This is a genomic window from Streptomyces tremellae (assembly GCF_039540215.1).
In the GTDB taxonomy this organism is placed as follows: Bacteria; Actinomycetota; Actinomycetes; order Streptomycetales; family Streptomycetaceae; genus Streptomyces; species Streptomyces tremellae.
Window position 1 is genome coordinate 1 of the sequence record NZ_BAABEP010000006.1, and the last position, 22,581, is coordinate 22,581.

At 74.5% G+C, this 22,581-nt stretch carries 21 protein-coding genes and 2 pseudogenes; 13 read left to right on the forward strand and 10 right to left on the reverse strand.

Features of this window, described 5'->3' with window-relative positions; all coding sequences use genetic code 11:
• From ABEA77_RS06860 to ABEA77_RS06870, 3 genes and pseudogenes are all read right to left on the reverse strand, one after another.
• Positions 1-181 (reverse strand): annotated as a pseudogene (locus tag ABEA77_RS06860) (hypothetical protein); the annotation flags it as partial.
• The gene (locus ABEA77_RS06865) at positions 168-734 is read right to left on the reverse strand and encodes an RNA polymerase sigma factor (protein WP_345642653.1); all 567 of its coding nucleotides are present in this window, start codon (positions 732-734) and stop codon (positions 168-170) included. The gene ABEA77_RS06865 and the pseudogene ABEA77_RS06860, both read right to left, overlap by 14 nt.
• A 63-nt stretch (positions 735-797) precedes the next feature.
• A complete protein-coding gene (locus tag ABEA77_RS06870; protein WP_345642656.1) occupies positions 798-1,295 on the reverse strand; it encodes a TIGR03668 family PPOX class F420-dependent oxidoreductase in 498 nt (165 codons plus the stop codon).
• 165 nt (positions 1,296-1,460) lie between these two features.
• On the opposite strand from ABEA77_RS06870, the gene ABEA77_RS06875 reads away from it, so the two are divergent.
• The 3 genes from ABEA77_RS06875 to ABEA77_RS06885 all read left to right on the forward strand — a co-directional run bounded on the left by ABEA77_RS06875 (position 1,461) and on the right by ABEA77_RS06885 (position 4,933).
• Positions 1,461-3,164, forward strand: coding sequence for an alkaline phosphatase D family protein (locus ABEA77_RS06875; protein ID WP_425588217.1), 1,704 nt, complete (start codon positions 1,461-1,463; stop codon positions 3,162-3,164).
• A gap of 246 nt (positions 3,165-3,410) precedes the next feature.
• The gene (locus ABEA77_RS06880) at positions 3,411-3,875 is read left to right on the forward strand and encodes a DoxX family protein (RefSeq protein ID WP_425588218.1); all 465 of its coding nucleotides are present in this window, start codon (positions 3,411-3,413) and stop codon (positions 3,873-3,875) included.
• Between the two features lie 308 nt (positions 3,876-4,183).
• The gene (locus ABEA77_RS06885; RefSeq protein ID WP_345642659.1) at positions 4,184-4,933 is read left to right on the forward strand and encodes a DedA family protein; all 750 of its coding nucleotides are present in this window, start codon (positions 4,184-4,186) and stop codon (positions 4,931-4,933) included.
• Between the two features lie 19 nt (positions 4,934-4,952).
• Here the strand turns inward: ABEA77_RS06885 and ABEA77_RS06890 are convergent, their stop codons facing one another.
• Together ABEA77_RS06890 and ABEA77_RS06895 are read right to left on the reverse strand one after the other, a co-directional pair.
• Positions 4,953-5,180 (reverse strand): DUF2277 domain-containing protein, encoded by a 228-nt coding sequence (locus tag ABEA77_RS06890; RefSeq protein WP_345643119.1) that lies wholly within the window; start codon positions 5,178-5,180, stop codon positions 4,953-4,955.
• A 173-nt stretch (positions 5,181-5,353) separates the two neighbouring features.
• Positions 5,354-6,430, reverse strand: coding sequence for a LacI family DNA-binding transcriptional regulator (locus ABEA77_RS06895; RefSeq protein WP_345642662.1), 1,077 nt, complete (start codon positions 6,428-6,430; stop codon positions 5,354-5,356).
• 205 nt (positions 6,431-6,635) lie between these two features.
• On the opposite strand from ABEA77_RS06895, the gene ABEA77_RS06900 reads away from it, so the two are divergent.
• The 5 genes from ABEA77_RS06900 (at position 6,636) to ABEA77_RS06920 (ending at position 13,718) form a co-directional block, all read left to right on the forward strand.
• A complete protein-coding gene (locus ABEA77_RS06900; protein WP_345642665.1) occupies positions 6,636-8,039 on the forward strand; it encodes an extracellular solute-binding protein in 1,404 nt (467 codons plus the stop codon).
• Positions 8,040-8,058: 19 nt separating this feature from the next.
• Positions 8,059-8,985 (forward strand): carbohydrate ABC transporter permease, encoded by a 927-nt coding sequence (locus ABEA77_RS06905; RefSeq protein ID WP_345642668.1) that lies wholly within the window; start codon positions 8,059-8,061, stop codon positions 8,983-8,985.
• On the forward strand, positions 8,982-9,887 hold the full coding sequence (locus tag ABEA77_RS06910) for a carbohydrate ABC transporter permease (RefSeq protein WP_345642670.1): 906 nt from the start codon (positions 8,982-8,984) through the stop codon (positions 9,885-9,887). Before ABEA77_RS06905 ends, ABEA77_RS06910 begins: the two co-directional genes overlap by 4 nt.
• Positions 9,884-12,337, forward strand: coding sequence for a beta-xylosidase/alpha-l-arabinosidase (locus tag ABEA77_RS06915; RefSeq protein ID WP_486389438.1), 2,454 nt, complete (start codon positions 9,884-9,886; stop codon positions 12,335-12,337). Before ABEA77_RS06910 ends, ABEA77_RS06915 begins: the two co-directional genes overlap by 4 nt.
• Before the next feature lie 310 nt (positions 12,338-12,647).
• The gene (locus ABEA77_RS06920) at positions 12,648-13,718 is read left to right on the forward strand and encodes a glycoside hydrolase family 25 protein (protein ID WP_345642673.1); all 1,071 of its coding nucleotides are present in this window, start codon (positions 12,648-12,650) and stop codon (positions 13,716-13,718) included.
• 77 nt (positions 13,719-13,795) lie between these two features.
• Here ABEA77_RS06920 and ABEA77_RS06925 read toward each other — a convergent pair whose 3' ends face one another.
• Positions 13,796-13,996, reverse strand: a complete 201-nt coding sequence (locus ABEA77_RS06925; RefSeq protein ID WP_345642675.1) for a hypothetical protein — start codon at positions 13,994-13,996, stop codon at positions 13,796-13,798.
• An 87-nt stretch (positions 13,997-14,083) separates the two neighbouring features.
• Between ABEA77_RS06925 and ABEA77_RS06930 the strand changes: the two genes are divergently transcribed.
• The 3 genes from ABEA77_RS06930 (at position 14,084) to ABEA77_RS06940 (ending at position 17,064) form a co-directional block, all read left to right on the forward strand.
• Complete coding sequence (locus ABEA77_RS06930; protein WP_345642677.1) at positions 14,084-14,725, forward strand: HAD family hydrolase; 642 nt, start codon at positions 14,084-14,086, stop codon at positions 14,723-14,725.
• A gap of 381 nt (positions 14,726-15,106) precedes the next feature.
• Complete coding sequence (locus tag ABEA77_RS06935; RefSeq protein ID WP_345642680.1) at positions 15,107-16,417, forward strand: MFS transporter; 1,311 nt, start codon at positions 15,107-15,109, stop codon at positions 16,415-16,417.
• A gap of 59 nt (positions 16,418-16,476) precedes the next feature.
• On the forward strand, positions 16,477-17,064 hold the full coding sequence (locus tag ABEA77_RS06940) for a TetR/AcrR family transcriptional regulator (protein WP_345642681.1): 588 nt from the start codon (positions 16,477-16,479) through the stop codon (positions 17,062-17,064).
• A 19-nt stretch (positions 17,065-17,083) separates the two neighbouring features.
• Here ABEA77_RS06940 and ABEA77_RS06945 read toward each other — a convergent pair whose 3' ends face one another.
• On the reverse strand, positions 17,084-18,085 hold the full coding sequence (locus tag ABEA77_RS06945) for an aldo/keto reductase (RefSeq protein WP_345642684.1): 1,002 nt from the start codon (positions 18,083-18,085) through the stop codon (positions 17,084-17,086).
• Between the two features lie 189 nt (positions 18,086-18,274).
• Between ABEA77_RS06945 and ABEA77_RS06950 the strand changes: the two are divergent.
• Positions 18,275-18,514: pseudogene (locus ABEA77_RS06950) on the forward strand (GNAT family N-acetyltransferase); the annotation flags it as partial.
• 276 nt (positions 18,515-18,790) lie between these two features.
• Here ABEA77_RS06950 and ABEA77_RS06955 read toward each other — a convergent pair.
• Entirely contained in the window at positions 18,791-19,081 is a 291-nt protein-coding gene (locus tag ABEA77_RS06955; protein ID WP_345642686.1) for a hypothetical protein, read from the reverse strand.
• An 88-nt stretch (positions 19,082-19,169) separates the two neighbouring features.
• Entirely contained in the window at positions 19,170-19,973 is an 804-nt protein-coding gene (locus tag ABEA77_RS06960; RefSeq protein ID WP_345642689.1) for a class I SAM-dependent methyltransferase, read from the reverse strand.
• 253 nt (positions 19,974-20,226) lie between these two features.
• Here ABEA77_RS06960 and ABEA77_RS06965 point away from each other — a divergent pair, with 253 nt between their 5' ends.
• The gene (locus tag ABEA77_RS06965) at positions 20,227-20,763 is read left to right on the forward strand and encodes a GNAT family N-acetyltransferase (protein ID WP_345642691.1); all 537 of its coding nucleotides are present in this window, start codon (positions 20,227-20,229) and stop codon (positions 20,761-20,763) included.
• A 415-nt stretch (positions 20,764-21,178) separates the two neighbouring features.
• Here the strand turns inward: ABEA77_RS06965 and ABEA77_RS06970 are convergent, their stop codons facing one another.
• A complete protein-coding gene (locus tag ABEA77_RS06970; RefSeq protein ID WP_345642694.1) occupies positions 21,179-22,438 on the reverse strand; it encodes a cytochrome P450 family protein in 1,260 nt (419 codons plus the stop codon).
• Positions 22,439-22,581 lie beyond the last annotated feature (143 nt).

Genomic DNA, 22,581 nt, shown 5'->3' on the forward strand with positions numbered 1-22,581 from the left:
GGCGCCTGCGCGACGCGGCGGGGGGCGCCGCGCGTACCCGCTCCCACAGCCCCGGCGGGACGGTGAGGGCGTCGTCGGCCGCGCGCAGCCGCGCGCCGAGCGCCGCGGCGAGCCGCTGCTCGTCCACGGGGGTCCCGGGGCCGTCGCGGCCGGCCGGGCCCTCGGCCTCAGGCCCTGTCATGGCCGCCCCCGCCCTCCGCGCAGGACCGGGTCAACTCGGCCCGCAGGGCACCGAGCGCGCGGGTGCGGTGCCGGGCAGCGGTGCCCCGGTGCACCCGCATGATCCGGGCGGCCTGGTCGAGGGTGTAGCCGTCGAGGTCCACCAGGATCACCACGGCGGCCTGCCGCGCGGAGAGGCCACCGAGCAGCCGCATCGCCTCCAACTCGCCCTGCCGCCGCTCGAATCCGCCGTCCCAGGCGACGGCGGGCGCGACACCGCCCGCGGCGCCCTCGGCACCCGCGAGGCTCTCCGGCGCGTCGGTCAGCACGTGGCGCTTCTCCTTCCTGCGGGCGTCGTGCACGGCGCTGAGCATCGCTCTGAAGGCGTAGGCGTACGGCTCGGGATGGCCGAGCAGCTTCTCCGGGCGCGCCACCAGTTTGAGATAGGTCTCGTGCACCGCGTCCTCGGCGGCGTGGGGCGTGCCCGCGAGCATGACGGCCCTGCGGTACAGCCGGGGCAGCAGTCCGCAGAACAGTGTGTCGAACGGGCTCTCGTCCGTCGCGTGGGGGGCCATCACGGAACATGATCCCGCGCCGGGCACGGTGGCGCCGCCCTCGGTGCGCCGCCTCCACAAGACCTACGCGACCGGATCCGTGTATGCCCATCCGGTCAGCTTCCCGACGTCGATGACGATCACCGGCCCGTCCGGCCGTCTCGCCGTGTACTGCGGGTACTTGGCGACGAGCAGGTCCAACGCCGTTGCGCGTTCCGCCTGTTCGCAGGCCGTAGGGCCGCGTTCCGCCCGGCCCTCGGGGCCGGGCGGGCCGTCCTCGCCGTAGAGCACGCGGGCCGTGCCGTCCGCGCGCACCCACCACAGCCGGGTCCAGTCGTCGCTGTACGCGTCGGCGAGCGCGCACACCCGCGGCTCCGCCTCGATGTTGCGCAGGCGGCGCAGGTCGCGGTGGCGCTTGGGCTTGTGGTCGACGGCGATGGCGATACGGTCGCCGCGCGGGCCCGCGTACCTGGCGAAGGTCGCGGGCACCTGGTGCGGCGCCCCGTCCGGGCCCACGGTCGCGAGCCGCAGCACCCGGGCCGCGCCGAGCCGCCGTGCCGCCTCCTCGTCGGTGAGTCGCATGGACCCATTCGTACCGCGTCCGTGCCGTATGTCGGGGAGATCTCAGGGATGTCCCTCGGGAAAAGCCGGGGCCGCGGCGGGTGGCCAGGGGCCCGCCACGGGGCAGCAGTCACGGTGTCCGTAGCGTACGGGCGGACGGAAGCGTGGCGCGGGGAGCGCGGACGGATGACGGATGGAGGACGGATGGAGGAGGGGCAGGTGACGGGGCTTCGGCTGGGGCCCGTGCTGCGGCACGTCGCATGGGACGGCTCCGGCACGGCGACGGTGTGGGTGGAGGCGGACGCGGCGTGCACGGCCGAGGTGCGGTGCGCGGACGGCGCGTCGGGCTCGGCCCCGACCTTCGAGGTGGCGGGCCACCACTACGCGCTTGTGGAGGTGGCGGGACTCACGCCCGGCACGTCGACGCAGTACGAGGTGCGGCTCGACGGCGGTCTGGTGTGGCCGCGCCGGGACGGCGCGTTCCCGCCGAGCGCGATACGCACGCCGGACGCGGGCGCGGACCGGGCCCGCGTCGCGTTCGGCTCCTGCCGGTGGGCCAGACCCGCGAAGGACGCGCCGGACCCGGTCGGTCCGGACGCGCTGGACACGCTGGCGCTGCGGCTCGCGGGGGCGGAGCCCGGGGACCGCCCCGACGTGCTGCTGCTCGTCGGCGACCAGGTCTACGCGGACGAGACCTCGCCCGGCACCCAGGAGTGGCTGGCCCGCCGCCGCGACCTCTCGGAGCCGCCCGGCACGCAGGTGGCCGACTTCGAGGAGTACACGCGCCTGTACGACGAGTCCTGGGGCGACCCCGAGGTGCGGTGGCTGCTGTCGACGGTGCCGAGCTGCATGGTCTTCGACGACCACGACGTCATAGACGACTGGAACACCAGCGCGGCGTGGGTGGCGCAGATGCGCCGCACCGGCTGGTGGGACGAGCGGATCGTCAGCGGCCTGATGTCGTACTGGGTCTACCAGCACCTGGGCAATCTCTCCCCCGCGCAGCTCGCGGCCGACGAGCTGGTCAAGGAGGTGCGCGCGGCGGCCGACGCGACGGCCCCGGTGCGGGAGTTCGCGCGGCGCGCGGACCGCGACCCGGCGAGCGTCCGGTGGAGCTACCGGCGCGACTTCGGCAGGACCCGCCTCGTGGTGATCGACTCGCGGGGCGCGCGGGTGCTGGCCGAGGACGCGCGGGCGATGGTCGGGGAGGACGAGATGGGCTGGGTGCGCGAGCAGGTGCTCGACGCGCCCGGTTCGTACGACCACCTGCTGCTCGGCACGTCGCTGCCGTGGCTGCTGCCGCCGATGATCCACGACCTGGAGAGCTGGGACTCGGTGCTGTGCGGCGGTGGGCGCGGCGCGCGCTGGGCGCGGCTCGGGGAGCGGCTGCGGCGGGCGGCCGACCTGGAGCACTGGCCCGCGTTCCCGCGCTCCTTCGAGGAGTTGACCGGGCTGATAGCCGAGGTCGGCAGCGGTGCCGGGGCGCCGGCGACGGTGTGCGTGCTCTCGGGCGATGTGCACCACGCGTACATCGCGGAGGCCTCGTGGCCCGGTGGCCGGGCGGCGGACGGGGTCGCCTCCCGCGTCGCGCAGCTCACCTGCTCGCCCGTGCACAACTCGGTCCCCGGCTACATGAAGGTCACCTTCCGGCTGGGCTGGAACGTCCTCGGCCGGTGGGTCGGCAGGGCCCTGCGGCGCCACGGCCGCCTCGGCGCGCCGCCGGTGGCGTGGCACCGCACGGGCGGCCCCTGGTTCGGCAACCAGCTGATGACCCTGACCCTGGAGGGCCGCCGCGCCGACCTGCGGCTCGACCAGAGCCGCGCGGACGGCTCAGCCCCGCCCCGCCTGGTCACGGTCGACGCCCGCACCCTGACGCCACACCACGGCTGACCGCCCGGCGCGTGGACGCGGTTTTCGGCCGTCGGCGGGCGCGGGGCAGACCGCCGCAGACGGCGGGATGCCACGCAATCCGGCCGCGCGGTAAGTGAACGACTGCGGGAGAAAGGGGCGTTCGGGCTCGACGCGTTTCGTTCGTGCGAAACCATCGATCTCGTGGGAGACGATTCGGCTCCCGCACGCCCCGGGGAGATTCCACAGGTCCAGACCAACCCCCCAGGGCGAAGGAGTCCCCTCCTCATGTCACGACTGTTCGGCCGGCTCGATCGGGCACAGCCGTACGCACTCGGCCTGTTCCGCATCGTCGTCGGCCTCCTCTTCACCTGCCACGGGGTGGCCACCCTGTTCGGCGTCCTCGGCATGCGGGCGGTACCGGTGGGCGCCTGGCCCGGCTGGTACGCGGCCGTCATCCAGCTCGTGGGGGGCGCCCTCGTGCTGACCGGGCTCGCCGCCCGGCCGGTGGCCCTCGTCGATTCCGGCTCGATGGCCTTCGCGTACTTCAGCGTCCACCAGGCACACGGCGTGCTGCCGCTCCAGAACGGCGGCGAGGCCGCCGTGTTCTTCTGCTGGGCCTTCCTGCTGATCACCGTCATGGGGCCAGGCGCGCTCTCCCTCGGCCGCGCGCGGGGCGCGGCCCGCGCCCCGGGCGGCGGGGACGGGGCCGGGAGCGGCGAGCGCCCGGTGGGTGACGCGGTCGCCGCCTGACCGGTTCCGGCGCCCGTGCCCGCCGCCCACCTGCACGGTCGCCACGCTCGGCACCCGGGCGCACACCCCGCGCGACGGTATCGGGACGGCCGGGCTGCATACCAGGCGGAAACGAACTCCACACATCTCGAAGTGGACAACATCACGCACGGCGGCGGAACCGCGCACAGCACGCGGGCGTACGCTGTTTGGCTGGTAGGCCGCTTCCGCCGCTCCCCTGCGACAACCCGCGGCCGCGCATCAGGGCGCAGACCGGGAACCCGTTCCACCGGGTCCGGAGTCGAGACGGGATCGGGGAACAGGGCACCGTGCTGGAGAGTCTTGGGTCGCTCGCGAGCAGCCCGTGGATCTACGCCGTCGTGGCGCTCTCCGTCCTGCTCGACGTCTTCCTGCCCGTGCTGCCGAGCGGTGTGCTCGTCGTGACCGCCGCCACCGCGACCGCCACGGCCGCGGGCTCCTCGACGGTCGCGCACGCCGCCGACCGGATGGCGGGCACGAGCCGGCTGCCGCACGAGATCGCCTCGCTGATCCTGCTCGGCCTGTGCGCGACGACCGCCTCGGTCCTCGGCGACCTGGCCGCTTTCCGTATCGCGCGCAGCGGCAGGCTCACCGGCGCTCTGACCCGCTCGCGCCGCCTCGCCAAGGCGCACGCAAGCCTGGGCAGGGCGCTCGCCGCGGGCGGCGGCGCCCTCGTCGTGATCGCGCGCTTCGCGCCGGCGGGCCGCTCGGTGATGTCGTTCGGCGCGGGGGCCTCGCAGCGCAGGACGAAGGAGTTCCTCCCCTGGTCGGCGCTTGCGGGCGCGGCGTGGACCGTCTACAGCGTCGGCCTCGGGTACTTCGGCGGGCAGTGGCTCGGCACGAGCTGGTTCGGCACGGCGCTCTCGGTGCTCGCGCTGTTCGGCGCGGGGGCGCTGGCTGCGTATGTCGTGCGGCGCCCGCACGCGCGGGGCGCCGCGCAGGCCGCGCCCGCGCCCCCGGCCGCGCAGCCGGGTGCGGTGCAGGTGATCGGCTGCGAGCCCGCACCCGCCGCCGACCCCGCCGCGGCCCGCGCCGCGTAACTCCGGCCGCCGCCCGCCCTCAGCGGCCTACGGGCTCCCGCCGCGCGGGGCCGCCCCGCACGTCGAGGCCGGACAGCAGGCGTGCGGTGGACGCGGTGATCTCCGCGACGGCCCGGTCGAAGACCTCGCGGTTGTGCGCGGCAGGGGCGCGGAAGCCGGACACCTTGCGCACGTACTGGAGCGCCGCGGCCGTGATCTCGTCCTCGGTGGCCTCTTCGGGGAGCGCGGGCGGACGGAGGGTCTTGATGCTGCGGCACCTGCCTCAAGTGTGCCGCGTACGGACGCGCCCCGCGCAGGCCGTGCCGCGTACGGCCTACGCGGTGCGCCGTGCCGCGCACGGTCCTGCCGCGCACGGCCGCGCCGGTCGTACGCGGCGACGCGCCCGGCGGCCCGGTCCGCGCCCCCCGCGCGGACGGCGGCTCACCGCCCGGCGGGCTCCTTCGGCGCGCGCGTGCTGTCCCGTACGACGAGGCGGGTGCCGAGCTCGATGCGGGTCTCGGGGCCCGCCCCCTCCGCCCGGTCGTCCTGCCGGGGTTCCGCGCGGCCCGCGCCCCGGTCCCCGCGCAGCCGCAGCAACATCTGCGCGGCCTCCTCGGCCATCCGTTCGAGCGGCTGGTTGACGGTGGTGAGGGCGGGGCTCGACCACTGGGCCGGCGGGATGTCGTCGTAGCCGACGACCGAGAGGTCCTCGGGGACCTGGAGGCCGAGGACCCGCGCGGCCTCCAGCACGCCGAGCGCCTGGAGGTCGCTGCCCGCGAAGACCGCGGTGGGCCTGTCGGGGCCGCGCAGCAGGTCGAGCGCGTGCTCCCGGCCCGACGCGACATGGAAGTCGCCGTAGCGCACGAGCGCCGGGTCGGGCGCGATGCCCGCCATGCCGAGCGCCGAGCGGAAGCCGTCGAGGCGTGCGAGCGAGCAGAGCATGTCCTCGGGGCCCGTGATCACCGCGATCCTGCGGTGCCCGAGGTCGAGCAGATGGCGGGTGGCGGCGAGGCCGCCGGCCCAGTTGGCCGAGCCGACCGAGGGCACGTCGGGCTCGGGGTCCCCGGCCGGGTCGACGATCACGAACGGGATGGCGCGGGACCAGAGCTTCTTCTTCAGCTCGTCCGGCAGGGTCGAGAAGACCAGGACGACGCCGAGCGGGCGGCGGCGCAGCACGCCCTCGACCCAGTCGGCGCCGGGCGAGTGCCGGGTGCCCGTCTCGGTGAGGACCACGCTGACACCGTTGCGTCGCGCGATGTTCTGCACGCCCCTGATCAGTTGCATCGACCAGATGCTGTCCAGCTCGTGGAAGACGATCTCCAGCAGCGGGGCCTCGGGCGGGGTGGGCGCGGAGCGCCGGTAGCCGTGCTCGTCGAGGAGTTCCTCGACCCTGACGCGCGTCGGGGCGGAGACGTCGGGCCGTCCGTTGAGCACTTTCGAAACTGTCGAGAGCGACACACCGGCCTCGGCCGCGACCTGGGCCAGGGTGATCCTGCCCGCGCTCCTGTCATCTGCCATGGCTGAAGGATAGAGCACGGGCGCTCGGTAACAGTTTGATTGCGCGAAGCCGCCCGCGTGACGGGACTGTTGACGCCGTGAGCCGCCTTCCCTACGGTCCCCGTCCATAGAGCTTTCGGGAATGATATCGACACTTTCGATACTTCTTTCCGAGCCGTCCTTCCGGACCCGCCGGTCCGGACCCATGTGTGCCGAAGGGGACCCGATGCGGATACCGACATGGACGTCGCTGCGCAGGCCGAGGCGCGGGCGGCCGGCGAGGGGCACGGCGGGGCACGCGGCGGGCGGGACGGCCGCGTCCGGCCCGGGGGCGCGGCCCTGCGGCGCCGTGCGCGCCGCCGCGGGCGCGGGCGCGGCCCTGCTGCTCGGCGCGTCCCTGACCGCCTGCGGCGGCGGCTCGGGCCGGGGCGGCGCCCAGGAGTTCCACGTGCTCGTCTACGGCGACGCGGGCAACAAGGTCGAGAAGCAGATCGTCACGGAGTTCAACAGGACCTCCCCCGTGAAGGCCGTGCTCGACACCATCCCGGGCGCCGACTACCAGCAGAAGCTGCAGACGGTCATCAACACCCCGCAGGCTCCCGACGTCTTCTTCAACTGGGGCGGCGGTTCGATCCAGCCCTTCGTCGAGGCCGGGCTGCTGATGCCGCTCGACGAGGTCTTCAAGGACGACCCGAAGGTCGGCGACCACTTCCTGCCGTCCGTCTACAACACGGCGAAGATCGGCGGGAAGGCGTACGGCGTCCCGATGCGCGGCACCCAGCCCGTGCTGCTGTTCAGCAACAAGAAGGTGCTCGCGGACGCGGGCGTCACCCCGCCGAAGACCTGGGACGACCTGCTCGCCGCGGTCAAGGAGCTCAAGGCGCACGGCGTCACCCCGGTCGCGCTCGGCGGCGGCGACAGGTGGACCACCATGATGTGGTTCGAGTACCTCTACGACCGGATCGCGGGCCCCGGCCTGTTCGAGAAGGCCGTCGGCGGTGACACCGGCGTCTGGGCGAGCCAGGACAGCAGGGCGGCGCTCGCGAAGATCAGGCAGCTCGTGGACGCCGGCGCGTTCGGCACCAACTTCGACTCGGTGAAGTTCACCGACGGCGGCTCCGCGCAGCTCCTCGCGGCGGGCAGGGCGGGCTTCGAGCTGATGGGCTCGTGGGAGTACTCCACGCAGAAGGACGGGGACCCCGGCTTCGCGGCGAAGGACCTCGGCTACAGCACATTCCCGAGCGTGCCGGGCGGCAAGGGCGACCCCGCCGATCTGGTCGGCAACACCAACAACTTCTACTCCGTGATGAAGAAGACGAAGCAGCCCGCGGCCGTCGCGAAGTTCCTGAAGCTCATGTACTCCGACACGTTCGTCAAGGCGCAGCTCGCCATCGGCAACCTGCCGACCACCACGAACACCGAGAAGTTCCTCGACACCAGCGACGACCCGGCGTACGCGAGGTTCCAGCTCGGCCTCGTCTCCAAGGCGCCGTCCTTCCAGGTCTCCTGGGACCAGGCGTACCCGCCGGCCGCGATGACGCCGGTCTACCAGGCGGTGCAGCGGTTCACCGACGGCCAGAGCGACGCGGACGGCTTCGTCAAGGCCATGCAGGCCCTGGACGCGAGCTGACGGCGGGGACGACGACGCCATGACGTCCGCACCGACGACAGCGGCGCGCGCCCGGGGCCGCGCCACCGCCCGGGGCACGGCGCGGCCCGGTGTGGTCTGGGCCCTGCCCGCCCTCGCGTTCTTCGGCCTCTTCGCACTGGTCCCGCTGGTGCTTGTGGCGGTGCTCTCCTTCACCAGCTGGAGCGGGCTCGGCTCGCCCGCCTTCGCCGGACTCACCAACTGGACCAAGCTGTTCCAGGACCCGGTGATGCTCCAGAGCCTGTGGCTGAGCGTGCTGCTCACCGGGCTCGGCGTGCTGGTGCAGACCCCGCTCTCCCTGCTGATCGGGGTGTGGGCCGCGGGCCCGCAGCGCGGCCGCGCGGTGCTCGCCGCGGTGTTCTTCGTGCCGCTGCTGCTCTCGGTGACGGCGGTGTCGGTGCTGTGGCGGGCCCTGCTCGACCCCAACTTCGGGGTGCCCGCGCAGGCCCGCTGGCTGTTCGGCGACGGGAATCTGCTCGGCTCGCGCACCGGCGCGATCGGGGTGCTCGTGGTCGTCAGCGCCTGGCAGTACACGCCGCTGCACTCGCTGATCTACCAGGGGGCGACCCGGGCCATCCCGAAGGTGCTCTACCAGGCGGCCGCGGTCGACGGCGCGGGCCGCGTGCGGCAGTTCCTCCACGTCACCCTGCCGCAGCTGCGCAACGCCGTCGTCACGTCGGTGATCCTGATGGTGGTGGGCGGCCTCACCACCTTCGACTCGGTTCTGATCCTCACCCAGGGCGGTCCGGGCAGCGACACCACCATCACCGCCTACTACATGTACGAGAAGGCGTTCAAGGGCTTCGACTACGGCGCGGGCGCGGCGATCGCGCTGCTGCTCGTGGTGGTGGCAACGGCCGTCTCGCTCGTCGTGGTGCGCCTCTCCGGCTACGACCGGATGGCCGGGACCCAGGAGGGCCTGTCATGAGCGCGCTGCCGCACCCGGCAAAGACCCGCGCCGGGCGCCCGGGGCGGCGGACGGCGCGGCGCGCCGAGGCGGCCGGCGCCGCGGTCGGCAGGCGGCCCAACCACCTCGCGGGCGCGGGCGCTTTTCTGTGGCTGTGCGTGGTGGGCCTGCCGGTGTACGTGATGCTCGGCGCGGCCGTGCGCGACCGGCCCGAGTACACGGCGAACGGCCCGCTCTCGCCGCCCGCCGGCTTCTCCCTCGCCAACTTCGCCCGGGACTTCGAGGGCGGCTTCGGCCGCTACTTCCTCAACACCGCGGTGGTCACGGCGAGCGTGGTGGCACTCGTGCTGCTGCTGGTGCCGCCGCTCGCCTTCGCGATCGTCCGCAACCGGGGCCGCGCCACGTCGACCGTCTTCCGGGTCTTCCTGCTCGGCCTCGCGGTGCCCGCGCAGGCGGTGATCGTGCCGATGTTCTACCTGATCAGCAAGGCCGGGCTCTACGACAACCTGATCGGGGTGATCCTGCCGACCGCCGCGTTCTGCCTGCCGGTGTGCGCGCTGATCCTCACCGGCACCATGCGCGACATCGGCGGCGAGCTGTTCGAGGCGATGGCCATCGACGGCGCGGACACCCGCCGGGTCTTCTTCCAGCTGGTGGTGCCGCTGTCCAGGGGCGGCCTCTCCACGATCACGGTGTTCTCCGCCCTCCAGGCCTGGAACGGCTTCCTCTTCCCGCTGGTGCTCACCCAGTCGGAGAGCACCAAGGTCCTCACCCTGGGCCTCTACAACTTCCAGACGCAGTACGGGGTCGACATCCCCGCGCTGCTCGCCGCGGTGGTGCTCTCCACCGTGCCCGTCCTGCTCGTCTACCTGTTCGCCCGCCGAGCGCTCGTCCAGGGCCTCATGGGAGTCGGAGGAAAGTGAACGCGACCGGTAAGAACACGGCCTCCGGGGACCGTGAGGCGCGCCGCGCCGCCCGGGTGACGGAGCTGGTCGCCGCGATGACGGTGGAGGAGAAGCTCGCGCAGCTGTACGGGCTGTGGGCGGGCGCCTCCGCGGACGGCGCCGAAGTCGCCCCGCACCAGCACGAGATGGCGGCACCGCCGCGCCTCGCCGAGCTGCTGCCGGCCGGACTCGGCCAGCTGACGCGGCCGTTCGGCACCGCGCCGGTCGACCCGGCGCTCGGCGCGCTGTCGCTGCTGCGGACGCAGCGGCTGATCGCGGCGGGGAACCGCTTCGGTATACCCGCGCTCGCCCACGACGAGTGCCTGGCCGGGTTCGCCGCGTGGGGCGCCACCGCCTATCCGGTGCCGCTGTCCTGGGGCGCGTCCTTCGACCCCGACCTCGTACGGGAGACGGCGGCGGCCATCGGACGCGACATGCGCGCGGTCGGCGTCCACCAGGGCCTCGCGCCGGTGCTCGACGTGGTGCGCGACGCCCGGTGGGGCCGGGTCGAGGAGACCATCGGCGAGGACCCGTACCTGGTCGGCGTGGTGGCGACCGCGTACGTGCGGGGGTTGGAGTCGTCGGGCGTGGTCGCGACGCTCAAGCACTTCGCGGGCTACTCGGCGTCCCGCGCGGGCCGCAACCTCGCGCCGGTCGGCATGGGACCGCGCGAGCGGGCCGACGTGGTGCTGCCGCCGTTCGAGATGGCCGTGCGGGAGGGCGGCGCGCGCTCCGTCATGCACGCCTACACCGACACCGACGGCATCCCGTCCGCCGCCGACGCCGCCCTGCTCACCGGACTGCTGCGCGAGACATGGGGCTTCACCGGCACGGTCGTGGCGGACTACTTCGGTGTGGAGTTCCTGCGCACCCTGCACGGCGTCGCGGGCGACGACGGGGACGCGGCGGCGACCGCGCTGGGCGCGGGCGTGGACGTGGAGCTGCCGACCGTGAAGACGTTCGGCGCGCCGCTGCGTGAGGCGGTCGCGGCGGGCCGGGTCCCCGAGCAGGTGGTGGACCGTGCGCTGCGCCGGGTCCTCGCGCAGAAGGCCGCGCTCGGCCTGCTGGACGACGACTGGTCGCCGGTGCCGCCCGCACTCGCCGCGGCGTCGGCGGACGGTACGGCGCCCGACGGCACGGCAGCGGACGGCGCGGCAGCGGAGCGTGCCGCCGGACTACTGCGCGGCACGGTCGACCTGGACTCCCCCGGCAACCGCGCCCTCGCGCGCCGGCTCGCCGAGGAGGCGGTGGTCCTGCTCGCCAACGACGGCACGCTGCCGCTCACCGGCCGCGGGGCCACGGCGGCGGGCGGCGGGGCGGGTCCGCTGCGGATCGCCGTGGTGGGCCCGCAGGCCGAGAGCCCGACCGCGGTCCTCGGCTGCTACTCCTTCCCCGTGCATATCGGCGCCCAGCACCCCGGCCTGGAACCCGGCATTCAACTGCCCACGCTTCGTGAGGCGTTGGCGGCGGAGTTCCCGGACGCCGAGGTCGTCAGCGCCGAGGGCTGCGGCGTCGACACGCCGGACGCCGCGGGGATCCCCGGGGCCGTCGCCGCCGCGCGCGGCGCGGACGTGGTCGTCGCCGCGCTCGGCGACCGGGCCGGACTGTTCGGCCGCGGCACCAGCGGCGAGGGGTGCGACGCGCCCGACCTCGCCCTGCCCGGCGTCCAGCAGGAGCTGCTCGACGCCCTGCTGGACAGCGGCACGCCGGTCGTCGCGGTGCTGCTCGCGGGCCGCCCCTACGCGCTCGGCCGCGCGGCGGCGGAGGCCGCGGCCGTCGTGCAGGCGTTCTTCCCCGGCCAGGAGGGCACCCGCGCGCTCGCCGGGGTGCTCTCCGGCCGGGTCGCGCCCTGCGGCCGGCTGCCGGTGAGCGTGCCGCGGCTGCCCGGCGCCCAGCCCTCGACGTATCTCGCGCCGCCGCTCGCCGGCCGCTCCGCGGTCTCCAGCGTCGACCCGACCCCGGCGTTCGCGTTCGGCCACGGCCTCACCTACACCACCTTCGGCTGGTCGGACCTGGTCGTCAGCGCCGCGAGCGCGCCCACCGACGGGCGGCTCGCCCTCTCCTTCACCGTCACCAACACCGGGCGGCGGCGCGGCACCGAGGTCGCGCAGCTCTACCTGCACGACCCGGTCGCCTCCGTCGTCCGGCCCGTGCAGCGGCTGATCGGCTGGGCGCGGACCACGCTCGGTCCGGGCGAGTCGGCGCGCGTCGGCGTGGGCGTGCCCGCGGACCTCGCGTCCTTCACCGGCGTCGACGGGCGGCGGATCGTGGAACCCGGCGCGCTGGAGCTGCGCCTCGCCTCCTCCGCGGCCGAGGCGGACACCAGGCTGCGGGCGGCGGTCGAACTGACCGGGCCCGTACGGGAGGTGGACCACACCAGGCGGCTGCACGCGGACATCGAGGTGGTGGCCGCGGCGCCCGCGCGCTGACCGGCGGGGCGCCCCTCTCCCCCGCCCGCGCGGCCCCCTCGCCCGTACGCTCGGCTGCCGTCCACACCTCCGCCGCCCGGCCGCCACACTCTGGCGGCCGGCGGTCACCGGCGTGCAGGAAGCGGAAGGTTTCGTGCAGAAGATGGAGACAACTCCCGCCGCGGCCGGGGAATCTGGTACCGATGACGTAGACAGGGCGGGCCGCGTCCGCCGTCCGCCCGTACGCCGGGAGGCCGGTGGAGGCCTCCGCGGTACGGCCGTACGCACCCGCCCGCAGCGGAACATGCCGCAACGGACCGGAGGAGACCGGATGGCCGCCACCAGTCGAGGGGTCGACGTATCCGCCTACCAGGGCGTGCAGGACTGGGCCGCCCACAAGTCGGACGGCGTGGTCTTCGCGTTCGCCAAGGCGAGCGAGGGCGAACACACCCACGACACCCGGTTCTCGACGCACATCAACGGCATCAAGAAGGCCGGGCTCGTGCCGGGCGCCTACCACTTCGCCTGGCCCAACCAGCCCGCGAGCGTGGAGGCCGCGAACTATGTGTCCGCCGTCAAGTCCCATGCGGGCAAGGGCTTCTGCCACTGGCTCGACCTGGAGCGCTACAGCGACGGCCGCAACTACGCGGGCCGCTCGGCCGCCCAGATCAAGGCGTACGTGACGGACTGGATCGCCGCCGTGCGCAAGGCGTTCCCCGGCCAGCGGGTGGGCGTCTACACCTCGGGCGACGACCTCGCCAAGGGCCATGTGCCCGCGGGTGTCACGCTGTGGTACCCGGCGTACACCTGGGGCACCACGGCCGTCTCGTACGCGAAGGCGGAGGCGGCGCCCCGCCCGCACCCGTCAGGACAGGCGCCGCTGTTCTGGCAGTTCACCAGCACCCCGGTGGACAGGTCGCTGTGCTACCTGTCCGCGACCGCCCTGCGCGCATGGGCCGCGGGCACCGACTCGGAGGACGACATGCCCCAGTTCGTCAACCTCGGCCTGGACAAGCCGTACACGATCAACCCCGGCCAGGACTGGGACGCCATCGAGTTCACCAAGGAGTGGACGGACGAGACCGGCGACCACGGCACGGACGGCAGCGTCTTCGTGCGCGGCAAGGCACGCTTCACGGGCACGGTCAGCCTGTGCATCGAGGGCGCGCCCGTGGGCGCGCAGATCCAGGTGCGCCAGTCGGAGGTGGACTCCAAGGGCACCTACGTGCTCGACCACCCGATCGCCGAGGTGATCGCCACCGCGGGCAAGACCTACGCGACGGTGCCGATCGCCAACCACCTTCCGTCGGGCCACGGCATGCGCATCCGCGTGAAGACCTTCCAGTCCACGAAGGTCACGGTGTCGGCGGCGGTGGTGAAGGCGCTGGTCTGGAAGGGCTGAGGGGCGGAGGCGCGCGGGCCGTGCCGGCGCCGGGCCGCCGCCCGCCGCTGCGGGCGCGCTCCGGCCGCCCCGCCGCCTCAGCCCCGCCCGTTCAGCAGGCCGAGCACGAACTCCGGCGTCCAGCCGGTGATCCGGGCGATCTCCGCCTCACCCTCCTGCCCCGGCGCCTCGCGCAGGGCGGCGACGGCCTCCGCCCGTACGTCGGCGTGCGCGGCCTCCAGCGCCTCCTCCGCCTCGCGGTAGCGCTGGACGGCGAGTTCGAGCTTGGCTGTGTCCATACGCGCAGCTTCGCACACGGCGACATGCCCGCGGCGCGAGGAGCACGGTCCCCGACCGGGCGTGCGCGCCGTCCTACGATGCCCGGCATGATCCGCGCAGTAGTCCTCGACATCGGTGAGACCCTCGTTCGCGACGACCGCTACTGGGGGGCCTGGGCCGACTGGCTCCAGGTGCCGCGCCACACCGTGTCCGCCCTCGTCGGCGCCGTCGTGGCCGAGGGGCGGGACAGCGCCGACGCGCTGCGCCTCGTCAGCCCCGGCATCGACGTCCCCTCCTCGTACGCGGCGCGCGAGGCGGCGGGGCGCGGCGAGTTCCTCGACGAGAGCGACCTCTACCAGGACGTGCGGCCCGCGCTCGCCGACCTCAGGGCGCGCGGCCTGCGCGTCGTGGTCGCGGGCAACCAGACCGCGCGCGCCGGCGAACTGCTGCGCGCGCTCGACCTGCCCGCCGACCTGATCGCCACGTCGGGCGAGTGGGGCACCGCCAAGCCCGACCCGGAGTTCTTCCGCCGGGTGCGGGACGCGGCGGAAGCCGAGGAGCACGAGACGGTGTACGTCGGCGACCACCCGGCGAACGACATCTTCCCCGCCCACGCCGCCGGCCTGCGCACCGCGCACCTGCGCCGCGGCCCCTGGGGCCACTACTGGGCCGACGACCCGGACGTGCTGAAGACGGCCGACTGGCACGTGGACGGCCTGATGGAGCTGGTCGCCGCGGTCACGGCCTGACGGGGCAGGCCCCCCGGGCGGGCCAGGGGACGGACGGGACGGACCGCGCGGAGGCCGCACCGGCCGGAGCCGGACCTTGCGGAGGCCAACCGGGGCCCGCACGGAGGCCGGGCCGCACGGAGGCCGGACCCCCACGCAGGCCGGGCCGCGCGGAAGCGGGGCCGCGCAGAGGCCGGCCCCCCACGCAGGCCGGGCCGCGCGCACGGCCGTGGCCCGGACCCGCCGTCCGGACCGCGGACCGCTCTCCCACCGACGCGGCGCACATGGCACCGTGAGGTACATGAGCACAGCACACATCGTCGCGGAGCCGCGACGGGACCCCGGCCGACGCGCCGCCTCCACGGCGTCCCCCCTCCCGCGGACCACGGGCACGGCCCCGCGGTGACCTCGACCGACAGCCCGAAGGAGACCGAACAGGAGGCCCGCCGGGGCGAGGGCAGGACCAGCAGACTCCGCCAGGTCGCCCTCGACACCCGCCCCCTCGCGATACCGGTGTACCGCCGCGTCCTGGTCGGCCAGGGCGCCTCGTTCATCGGCACGATGGTGACGGGCGTCACCATCCCGGTCCAGATCTACGCCCTCTCGCACTCGTCGTTCTACGTGGGGCTCGCAGGCCTCGCCGGATTCGTCCCGATCGTCGTCTTCGGCCTGTACGGCGGCGCCATCGCGGACCGGGTCGACCGGCGCAAGCTCTACCTGTGGTCGTCCCTCGTGACCTGGGCGGTGACGCTCGCCCTGCTGCTCCAGACGCTCCTCGACCTGCGCTCGGTGCCGCTGATCCTGACGCTGGTCGCCGTGCAGGGCGCGGGCTTCGCCACCTCGTCCTCGACGCGGGGCGCGATCATCCCGCGGATCGTGCCGCGCGAGCTGGTCCCCGCCGCCAACACCCTCAACTTCACCGTGGGCAACGTCGGCCAGGTCGCGGGCCCGCTGGTCGCGGGCGTCCTCGTCGACCTCCCGCACGGCTTCGCGTACGCGTACGGCGCCGACGCGCTGCTGTTCACCATCTCGCTCTACTCGACGTTCCGGCTGCCGTCCATCAAGCCGGTCGGCGACTCGGCGCGGCGCGGCCTCCTCGCGGTCTTCGACGGCCTCCGCTTCATCGGCGGCAACCCGGTGCTGCTGATGTCCTTCGGCCTCGACATCGCGGCGATGGTCCTCGCGATGCCGCGCGCCCTGTTCCCCGAGGCGGCCGCGGCCCGCTTCCACGGCGGCGTCGGCCTGCTGTACGCGTCGATCGCCATCGGCTCCGTCGTCGGCGGCCTGTGCAGCGGGTGGATCGGCCGGATCAGGCGCCAGGGCGTGGCGCTGACCTGCGCGGTCACCGGCTGGGCCATCGCCATCACGCTGGCGGGCTTCGCCCACACCCTGTGGCTCGCCGTGCTGCTGCTGGCCGTCGCGGGCTCCGCCGACCTCGTCAGCTCCGTGTACCGGCAGACCATCCTCCAGACGTATGCGCCCGACGAGATGCGCGGCCGTATGCAGGGCGTCTTCACCGTGGTCGTCGCGGGCGGCCCCCGCCTGGGCGACCTGCGCGCGGGCGCCATGGCCGCCACGACCTCGCTCGGCATCGCCTGGTCGGGCAGCGCGATGCTCTGCATCGTCCTGGTCATCGCGGGAGCCCTGGCCGTACGCCCGTTCTGGCGCTACGACACCCACGCAGCCGCCCCGCGGGACGCGGGTGCCGCGTAGCCGCCCCACGCGCCCCGGCCAGGCATGGGGCCGGGGCGCGCGTTCCCTATCCTGAACGGGTGACCGACGCATCCGCCGCCCCGGGCCGGCCGCCCCGCAAACGGGACTCGGCCGCCACCAAGCAGGCCATCCTGGACGCAGCCCGCGAGGTCTTCACCCGCTCCGGGTACGACGCGGCGGGCATGCGGGAGATCGCCGGCCTCGCCGGTGTCGACCCGCGGCTGATCGGCCGGTACTTCGGCTCCAAGGAACTGCTGTTCACCCGGGTCGTGGCCGACGCCTACGCCGGGCACCTGATGATGACGCCCGAGGCCAACGCGGAGACCGCCCGCTCGCTGCTCACCGACCCCACGCGGGCCCACCAGGACGGGATGCTGCTCACGCTGCGCTCCGCGTCGAGCGAGCGCGCCGCCGAGATCATGCGGGAGAGCCTGGAGCGCAACTTCCAGCAGGAGCTCGCCGACGCGCTCGAAGGTCCGCACGCGGCCTCCCGCGCCGCGGTGCTCGTCGCGATCTGCACGGGCGTGCAGTTCATGCGCAACGTCCTGCACAACAGCGCCCTCGCGGACGGCGACCCCGAGGTCCTCGCCGAGTTCCTCACCAAGGCCCTGAACGCCGTGGCGGTGGCGCCGCCCGCCGCAAAGTAGCCTCCGGGGCGCCCGCCGCTCAGCGCGGGGGCGGCGTGACGCCGTACGACCAGTTCTCGTCCAAGCGCGTCTCGCGCTCCCCCACGACCGGCAGGGCGTCGAGGCGCGCGGTCTCCGCAGCCGTGAGGTCGAGGTGCGCGGCGCCCGCGTTCTCCTCCAGCCGCGAGACGTGCAGCGTGCCGGGGATCGGCACGACGTCGGGCGCCTGCGCGAGCAGCCAGGCGAGCGCGACCTGTCCCGGCGCGGCCCCGTGGGCCGCCGCGACCTCCCTGACCACCTGCACGGCCGCGAGGTTGGCCTCGAACGCGTCGCGGGCGAAGCGCGGCATCGTGCGCCGGTAGTCGTCCGCGGGCAGGTCGTCGAAGGAGGCGATCGTGCCGGTCAGCATCCCCCGCCCCAGCGGGCTGTACGGCACGACACCGATGCCGAGCTCCCGGGCGAGCGGCACGACCTCCCGCTCGATGTCGCGCGACCACAGCGACCACTCGGTCTGGACCGCGGCGATCGGGTGGACGGCGTGGGCGCGCCTGATGGTGTCGGGGGCGGCCTCGCTCAGCCCGAGGTGGCGCACCTTGCCCTCGGCGACGAGCTCGGCCATCGCGCCGACCGTCTCCTCGATCGGGACGTCCGGGTCCATCCGGTGGTAGTAGTACAGGTCGACATGGTCGGTGCCGAGCCGGGAGAGCGAGCGCTCGATCCGCTCGCGGACGTACGCGGGCCGGCCGTTCATGATCGGGGACTCTCCGCCGGCGGCGGCCCGTACGATGCCGAACTTGGTGGCCACGACGACCTGTTCACGGCGGCCGGCGACGGCCTTGCCGATGCGCTCCTCGCTGTCGCCGTAGATGTCGGCGGTGTCGATCATCGTCGCGCCCAGCTCGATCGCCCGCCCGACGAGTGCATCCGCGGTGTCGTCGCCGACATCCGACTGCCCCTGTCCGTAAGGGCGGGCGAAGCTCATCGCGCCGTAGCCGACCGCGCCGACCGCCAGGCCGCCGACCGTGCGCCGGGGAATGGTCATGGAACGTCCTCACTGATGCGTCACGGCCGCGCGAGGCGCGCCCTCACACGCACCCTCACACGTGTCCTCACTTGTGGACAAAGGTAAGTCCACAACTGTGGAAACGCAAAGCCCGAGGCCGGCGGAGACGGGGCTGGTGCCGTGTGCCGCACGCGGCCCGTACGATCCGGTGACGCCCCTCACCTGTGCATGGCGCGGCGCCTTCGGCACGACGCTCTCAACCTCCTGCATGCCGAGGGCTTCGGCGGCCCGCCCGCCGACACCGACTGGCGCGGACAGCTCTCCCGCCACAGCCTCGACTGGGTCTGCGCCCGGGAGTCCGGCGCCCTGGTCGGCTCCGTCAACGTCGCCTGGGACGGTGGCGCACACGCGTTCGCCCTGGACACGGTGGTGGCGCGGCACCTCAGGCGGCAGGGCGTCGGCGCCGCGCTCATGGCGGCCGCGGCCCGCGAGGCGCGCGCGGCGGGCTGCGAGCGGCTCCACGTCGGCTTCGAGGCCCGTCTGCGGCCCTTCTCCACGGAGACCTGCGGCTTCAGACCGACCGCCGCTGGCCTCCTCGCCCTGCGGCCCGATGTCCCTGCGCCGTCGCAGGGCAGAGGACCAGGGGCACCGCGAGGCCGGCACACGGCGCGGCGCCGGTGCCCGCGCCCCTGTGCTGCGGGGGCGCGGACACCGGCGCCGGATGGCGACCGCCTGCCTGGCGTCCTACTGGAGGCTCGGCAGCAGCCCGGTCACGGGCGCGGCCAGGTCCGTCAGCTGGTGCAGCTGCTGGAGCTGGCCAAGGCCCTGGAGCTGCTGGGTGGCGGTCGGGACCTGCGCCTTCTGGTCCGCGGGCACGGAGGCGGTCGACAGGTCGTCGACGGTGTCGGCCACGCTGATCGACTGCGGCTGCACCAGCGGACCGACCGCCGAGGCCGTGGAGGCCGTCGAAACGCCGATGCCGGTGGCGCCGGCGGCGAGCGCGAGGAAAGTGACGATACGTCGTGTGGAGGTCATGCCCTCCCCAACGCGAGAGCCTCCGTCAGGACACGGCGGATCGCCCGCACGGGGGCGGACACGGCCGGCCTCGCGGGCACCCCTGCGGCTACTCCCTGCGCCCCCAGGCGGAGACCAGCGGGGCGGTGGCCAGGTCGAGCCGGCCGGCGGCGACGTTCGCCAGGTGGCGGTCGATCTCCTCGTCCGTCGCGAGCCCCGCCGTCACCAGGCGGCCGCGGATCTGCCGCACGGTCGCGTCCTCCAGGACGGCGCACGCGGGCGAGGTGATCGGGAAGTACGCGTCGGCCCGCACCCCGCCGAGCCCCGCCTCGCGCAGCGCCCTCGGCAGGGTCCTCCCGTACGCCAGGTCGGCGCCCCGCCCCGCCATCAGCGTGCGGAACCCGGCACGCAGCCGGTTGGCGAGCCGCTGCTCGGGGCCCGACTCGTCGGGGCAGAGCAGGGGTTGGAGCGACGGGTCGGCGTCCTCGACGAGGAGCCACCCGCCGGGCCGCAGCGCGCCTGCCATCCGCCGCAGCGCCTCCGCGCGGTCCGCCACGTGCACCAGGACCAGCCGGGCGTGCACCAGGTCGAAGCCGCCCCCGGGCGGCGGGTCGGCCGCGACGTCGTGGCGCACCACCTCGATCACACCGCCCGCGGCGTCCCGCGTCCACGACACGTCGATGTCCGTGGCGACCACCGCGCCACGGGGCCCGACCCGCTCGGCGAGCCCGAGCGGTACGGACGTGCCTCCGGCCCCCACCTCCCAGCAGCGCATCCCGGCACCGATGCCGACCCCGTCGACGTGCCGGAACGTCACCGGGTCGAACAGCTCGGCCAGCGCGCCGAAGCGCACGCCCGCCTCCGCCTGCCCGTTGTCCAGCAGGTACCCCTGGTCGGTCGCGCGTTCAGCCATCCGCCGATTCTGGCAGACGGCCCGTGGCCCGACGGCCCGCGCGGGCCTGATAGTTTGCGCGGAACGAACGACGCACACCGCCATCCGCCGGGCCGGGCCCCGCACCGTGGAGGCTTTCTCGTGCCCGGCCCCCGGCCGCCCCCTCCCCCGGCCGCCCCGGTGTGCCGCGACCCCGCACAGCCCCACGGGAATCTGCACAGCCCCACGGGGATCCGCTGAGATCCGCAGAGATCCACTGAGAGGCAGGACGCCCATGCCCGACGAACCCGTGCCCGTCCCTGGACCGGCGCCGGTCCCGGCGTCCGTGCGCCTCGCGACCGGGGCCGACCGACCGCTGGTCGACCGCCTCTGGCTGCTGTTCCGCCACGACATGTCCCAGTTCGACGGCGCGCTGCCGTACCCGGACGGCACCTTCAGGAGCGAGCGCCTCGACGCCGCGTTCACCCGCGCCGACTGGGCGCCCTACCTGGTGACCACGGGCGCCTCCCCGGCCGGCTTCGCGTTCGTCCGCAACCTCACCGCCGCCCCGCGGGTGTTGAACAGCTTCTTCGTCGTACGCGGCGCCCGCGGGGCGGGCGTCGGCCTGTACGCGGCCCGCCAGGTCATCGCGCGCCACCCGGGCCCCTGGGAGATCGCCTTCCAGGACGCCAACACCGCGGCCGCGGCCTTCTGGCGGCGCGTCGCCACCGAGACGGCGGGCACCGCGTGGGCCGAGGAACACCGCCCGGTCCCCGGCCGCCCCGACCTGCCCCCCGACACCTGGATCACCCTCGACACCACCGCACGCTGACACCGGACGAGGGGCCCCGCCGGGACGGCGGGGCCCCTCGTGTGCTCGTCCACGGGATCGAGCGTCCCGGTGGGCGCGTACGGTCAAGCGGCGAGCGCCCAGGTTTTCATCGCACCGTCCGAGCGGCTCCGCTGCTCTCGGCCACCGGGCTCACGCCTGGTGGCGCACTCGGAGCACTCCGAGCAACGCCGCGCTCGTGCACGGTTGTTGTTGCGCAGGGCCAGAAGGACCGTGAGGTACGCAGGCCCCGTGGTGATGACCGCTACTGCGATGTCGACGAGTGCCACGATCCCCACCTCCTCCTGCTCGTTCCGTTCCCTCGACGGTAGAGAGGAGACGCCCCCGTGGGAACCCCAAAACCGCGCCGGACGGCACTCGGTGACGGAGCTGTGACAGGCGCGCCGGCGGAGCCGCGTCAGCGGGGCGGTCCCGCGAGCCACACGGGGAGCGCCCGGTGGCCGTTGGAGACGATGCTGCCCACCGGTTCGAGCTCCTCGGCGGGGACCGCGAGGGCCAGTTGGGGAAAGCGCTCGAACAGCGCGGGGAGGGCGGCAGCCGCCTCCGCGCGGGCGAGGGGCGCGCCGAGGCAGAAGTGCGCTCCGTGGCCGAAGGAGAAGTGCCTCTTGTCGGGCCGGGTGATGTCGAAGGCGTCCGCCGTCGGGCCGTGGGCGCGCGGATGGCGGCCCGCGGCCCCGAAGGCCGCGAGGATCGGACCGCCCGCCGGGATGACCGTACCGTCTGCCAGCTCGATGTCCTCCAGGGCGTAGCGCAGCGGCAGATACGGGATGGGCGCCTCGAAACGCAGCGCCTCCTCCGCGGCCTCGCTCCAGGCGACCTCGCCCGAGCGGACGCGCGCCAGCTGGGCGGGGTGGTCGAGCAGGCCCGTGACGGCGGTGTCGAGGAGGTTCACCGTGGTCTCGTAACCGGCCCCGAAGACGATGGAGAAGGTGTCGGTCAGCTCCCGGTCGTCGAGCGACCCGCCCTCCTCGCCGCTGTCGTGTGCGGCCACCAGCATCGAGGTCAGGTCGTCGCCCGGCTCGGCGCGTTTCGTTTCGAGCATGCCGTCGAGCGTCTCGCGGAAGGCCCTGAGGTTCGCGTGCGACTCCTCCGGGGTGAGGTGGCTGGCGAAGACGCCGTCCACGATGGCCCGGAACTCCGGGCGCGCCGCCTGCCCGGGCAGCCCGAGCAGCTCGCCGATCACCCGCATCGGCAGCGGGTAGGCGTAGTGTTCGCGCAGGTCGACCGGGCGGTCGGTGGGCAACTCAGCCATCGCGTCCAGCAGTTCCGCGGCGATGGCCTCGACGCGGGGCACCAGGGCGGCGATACGGCGCGGGGTGAACGCGCTGCTCATCACGGACCGCAGGCGGCGGTGGTCCGCGCCGTCCCGGCAGAGCATGTTGTGCACGCCCACCCACGGCTCCAGCGCCCAGGTGCCCACGATCTCCCCGCGCCGGAAGGCCGGCCAGCCGCGGTTCGGGTCCTTCGACACCCGGCTGTCGGTCAGCAGCGGCCCCAGCACCGCCGGGTCCGACACCGCCCACGCCTCGACGCCCGCCACGTCCACGAGGGTGGCCGCGGGCCCCGAGTTGAGCGCCTCGCGCTCCAGATGCGGGCAGCGCGCCATCAGATCGAGCACCAGGGGCGAAGCCCCGTCACGTCCCACTTCACGTTCCATGGAGTCCTCCCGGGCCCGGGCGCACCGGCCGTGCTGCCGGAGACCGCCCCCGAGGAGAACACGCGGCCGGCCGCCCGCACGTTCACCCGGCCCGGAGGTCCCCACCCCGAGGCCGCGCGGATCCCCCCGAGGCCACGGCTTCT

Bases quoted from the DNA above. Each gene is read 5' to 3' on its own strand.
- ABEA77_RS06865 (WP_345642653.1), bottom strand. From the start codon at position 734: ATGGCCCCCCACGCGACGGACGAGAGCCCGTTCGACACACTGTTCTGC.
- ABEA77_RS06870 (WP_345642656.1), bottom strand. From the start codon at position 1,295: ATGCGACTCACCGACGAGGAGGCGGCACGGCGGCTCGGCGCGGCCCGG.
- ABEA77_RS06875 (WP_425588217.1), top strand. From the start codon at position 1,461: ATGACGGATGGAGGACGGATGGAGGAGGGGCAGGTGACGGGGCTTCGG.
- ABEA77_RS06880 (WP_425588218.1), top strand. From the start codon at position 3,411: ATGTCACGACTGTTCGGCCGGCTCGATCGGGCACAGCCGTACGCACTC.
- ABEA77_RS06895 (WP_345642662.1), bottom strand. From the start codon at position 6,430: ATGGCAGATGACAGGAGCGCGGGCAGGATCACCCTGGCCCAGGTCGCG.
- ABEA77_RS06900 (WP_345642665.1), top strand. From the start codon at position 6,636: ATGCGGATACCGACATGGACGTCGCTGCGCAGGCCGAGGCGCGGGCGG.
- ABEA77_RS06905 (WP_345642668.1), top strand. From the start codon at position 8,059: ATGACGTCCGCACCGACGACAGCGGCGCGCGCCCGGGGCCGCGCCACC.
- ABEA77_RS06910 (WP_345642670.1), top strand. From the start codon at position 8,982: ATGAGCGCGCTGCCGCACCCGGCAAAGACCCGCGCCGGGCGCCCGGGG.
- ABEA77_RS06920 (WP_345642673.1), top strand. From the start codon at position 12,648: ATGGCCGCCACCAGTCGAGGGGTCGACGTATCCGCCTACCAGGGCGTG.
- ABEA77_RS06925 (WP_345642675.1), bottom strand. From the start codon at position 13,996: ATGGACACAGCCAAGCTCGAACTCGCCGTCCAGCGCTACCGCGAGGCG.
- ABEA77_RS06930 (WP_345642677.1), top strand. From the start codon at position 14,084: ATGATCCGCGCAGTAGTCCTCGACATCGGTGAGACCCTCGTTCGCGAC.
- ABEA77_RS06945 (WP_345642684.1), bottom strand. From the start codon at position 18,085: ATGACCATTCCCCGGCGCACGGTCGGCGGCCTGGCGGTCGGCGCGGTC.
- ABEA77_RS06955 (WP_345642686.1), bottom strand. From the start codon at position 19,081: ATGACCTCCACACGACGTATCGTCACTTTCCTCGCGCTCGCCGCCGGC.
- ABEA77_RS06960 (WP_345642689.1), bottom strand. From the start codon at position 19,973: ATGGCTGAACGCGCGACCGACCAGGGGTACCTGCTGGACAACGGGCAG.
- ABEA77_RS06965 (WP_345642691.1), top strand. From the start codon at position 20,227: ATGCCCGACGAACCCGTGCCCGTCCCTGGACCGGCGCCGGTCCCGGCG.
- ABEA77_RS06970 (WP_345642694.1), bottom strand. From the start codon at position 22,438: ATGGAACGTGAAGTGGGACGTGACGGGGCTTCGCCCCTGGTGCTCGAT.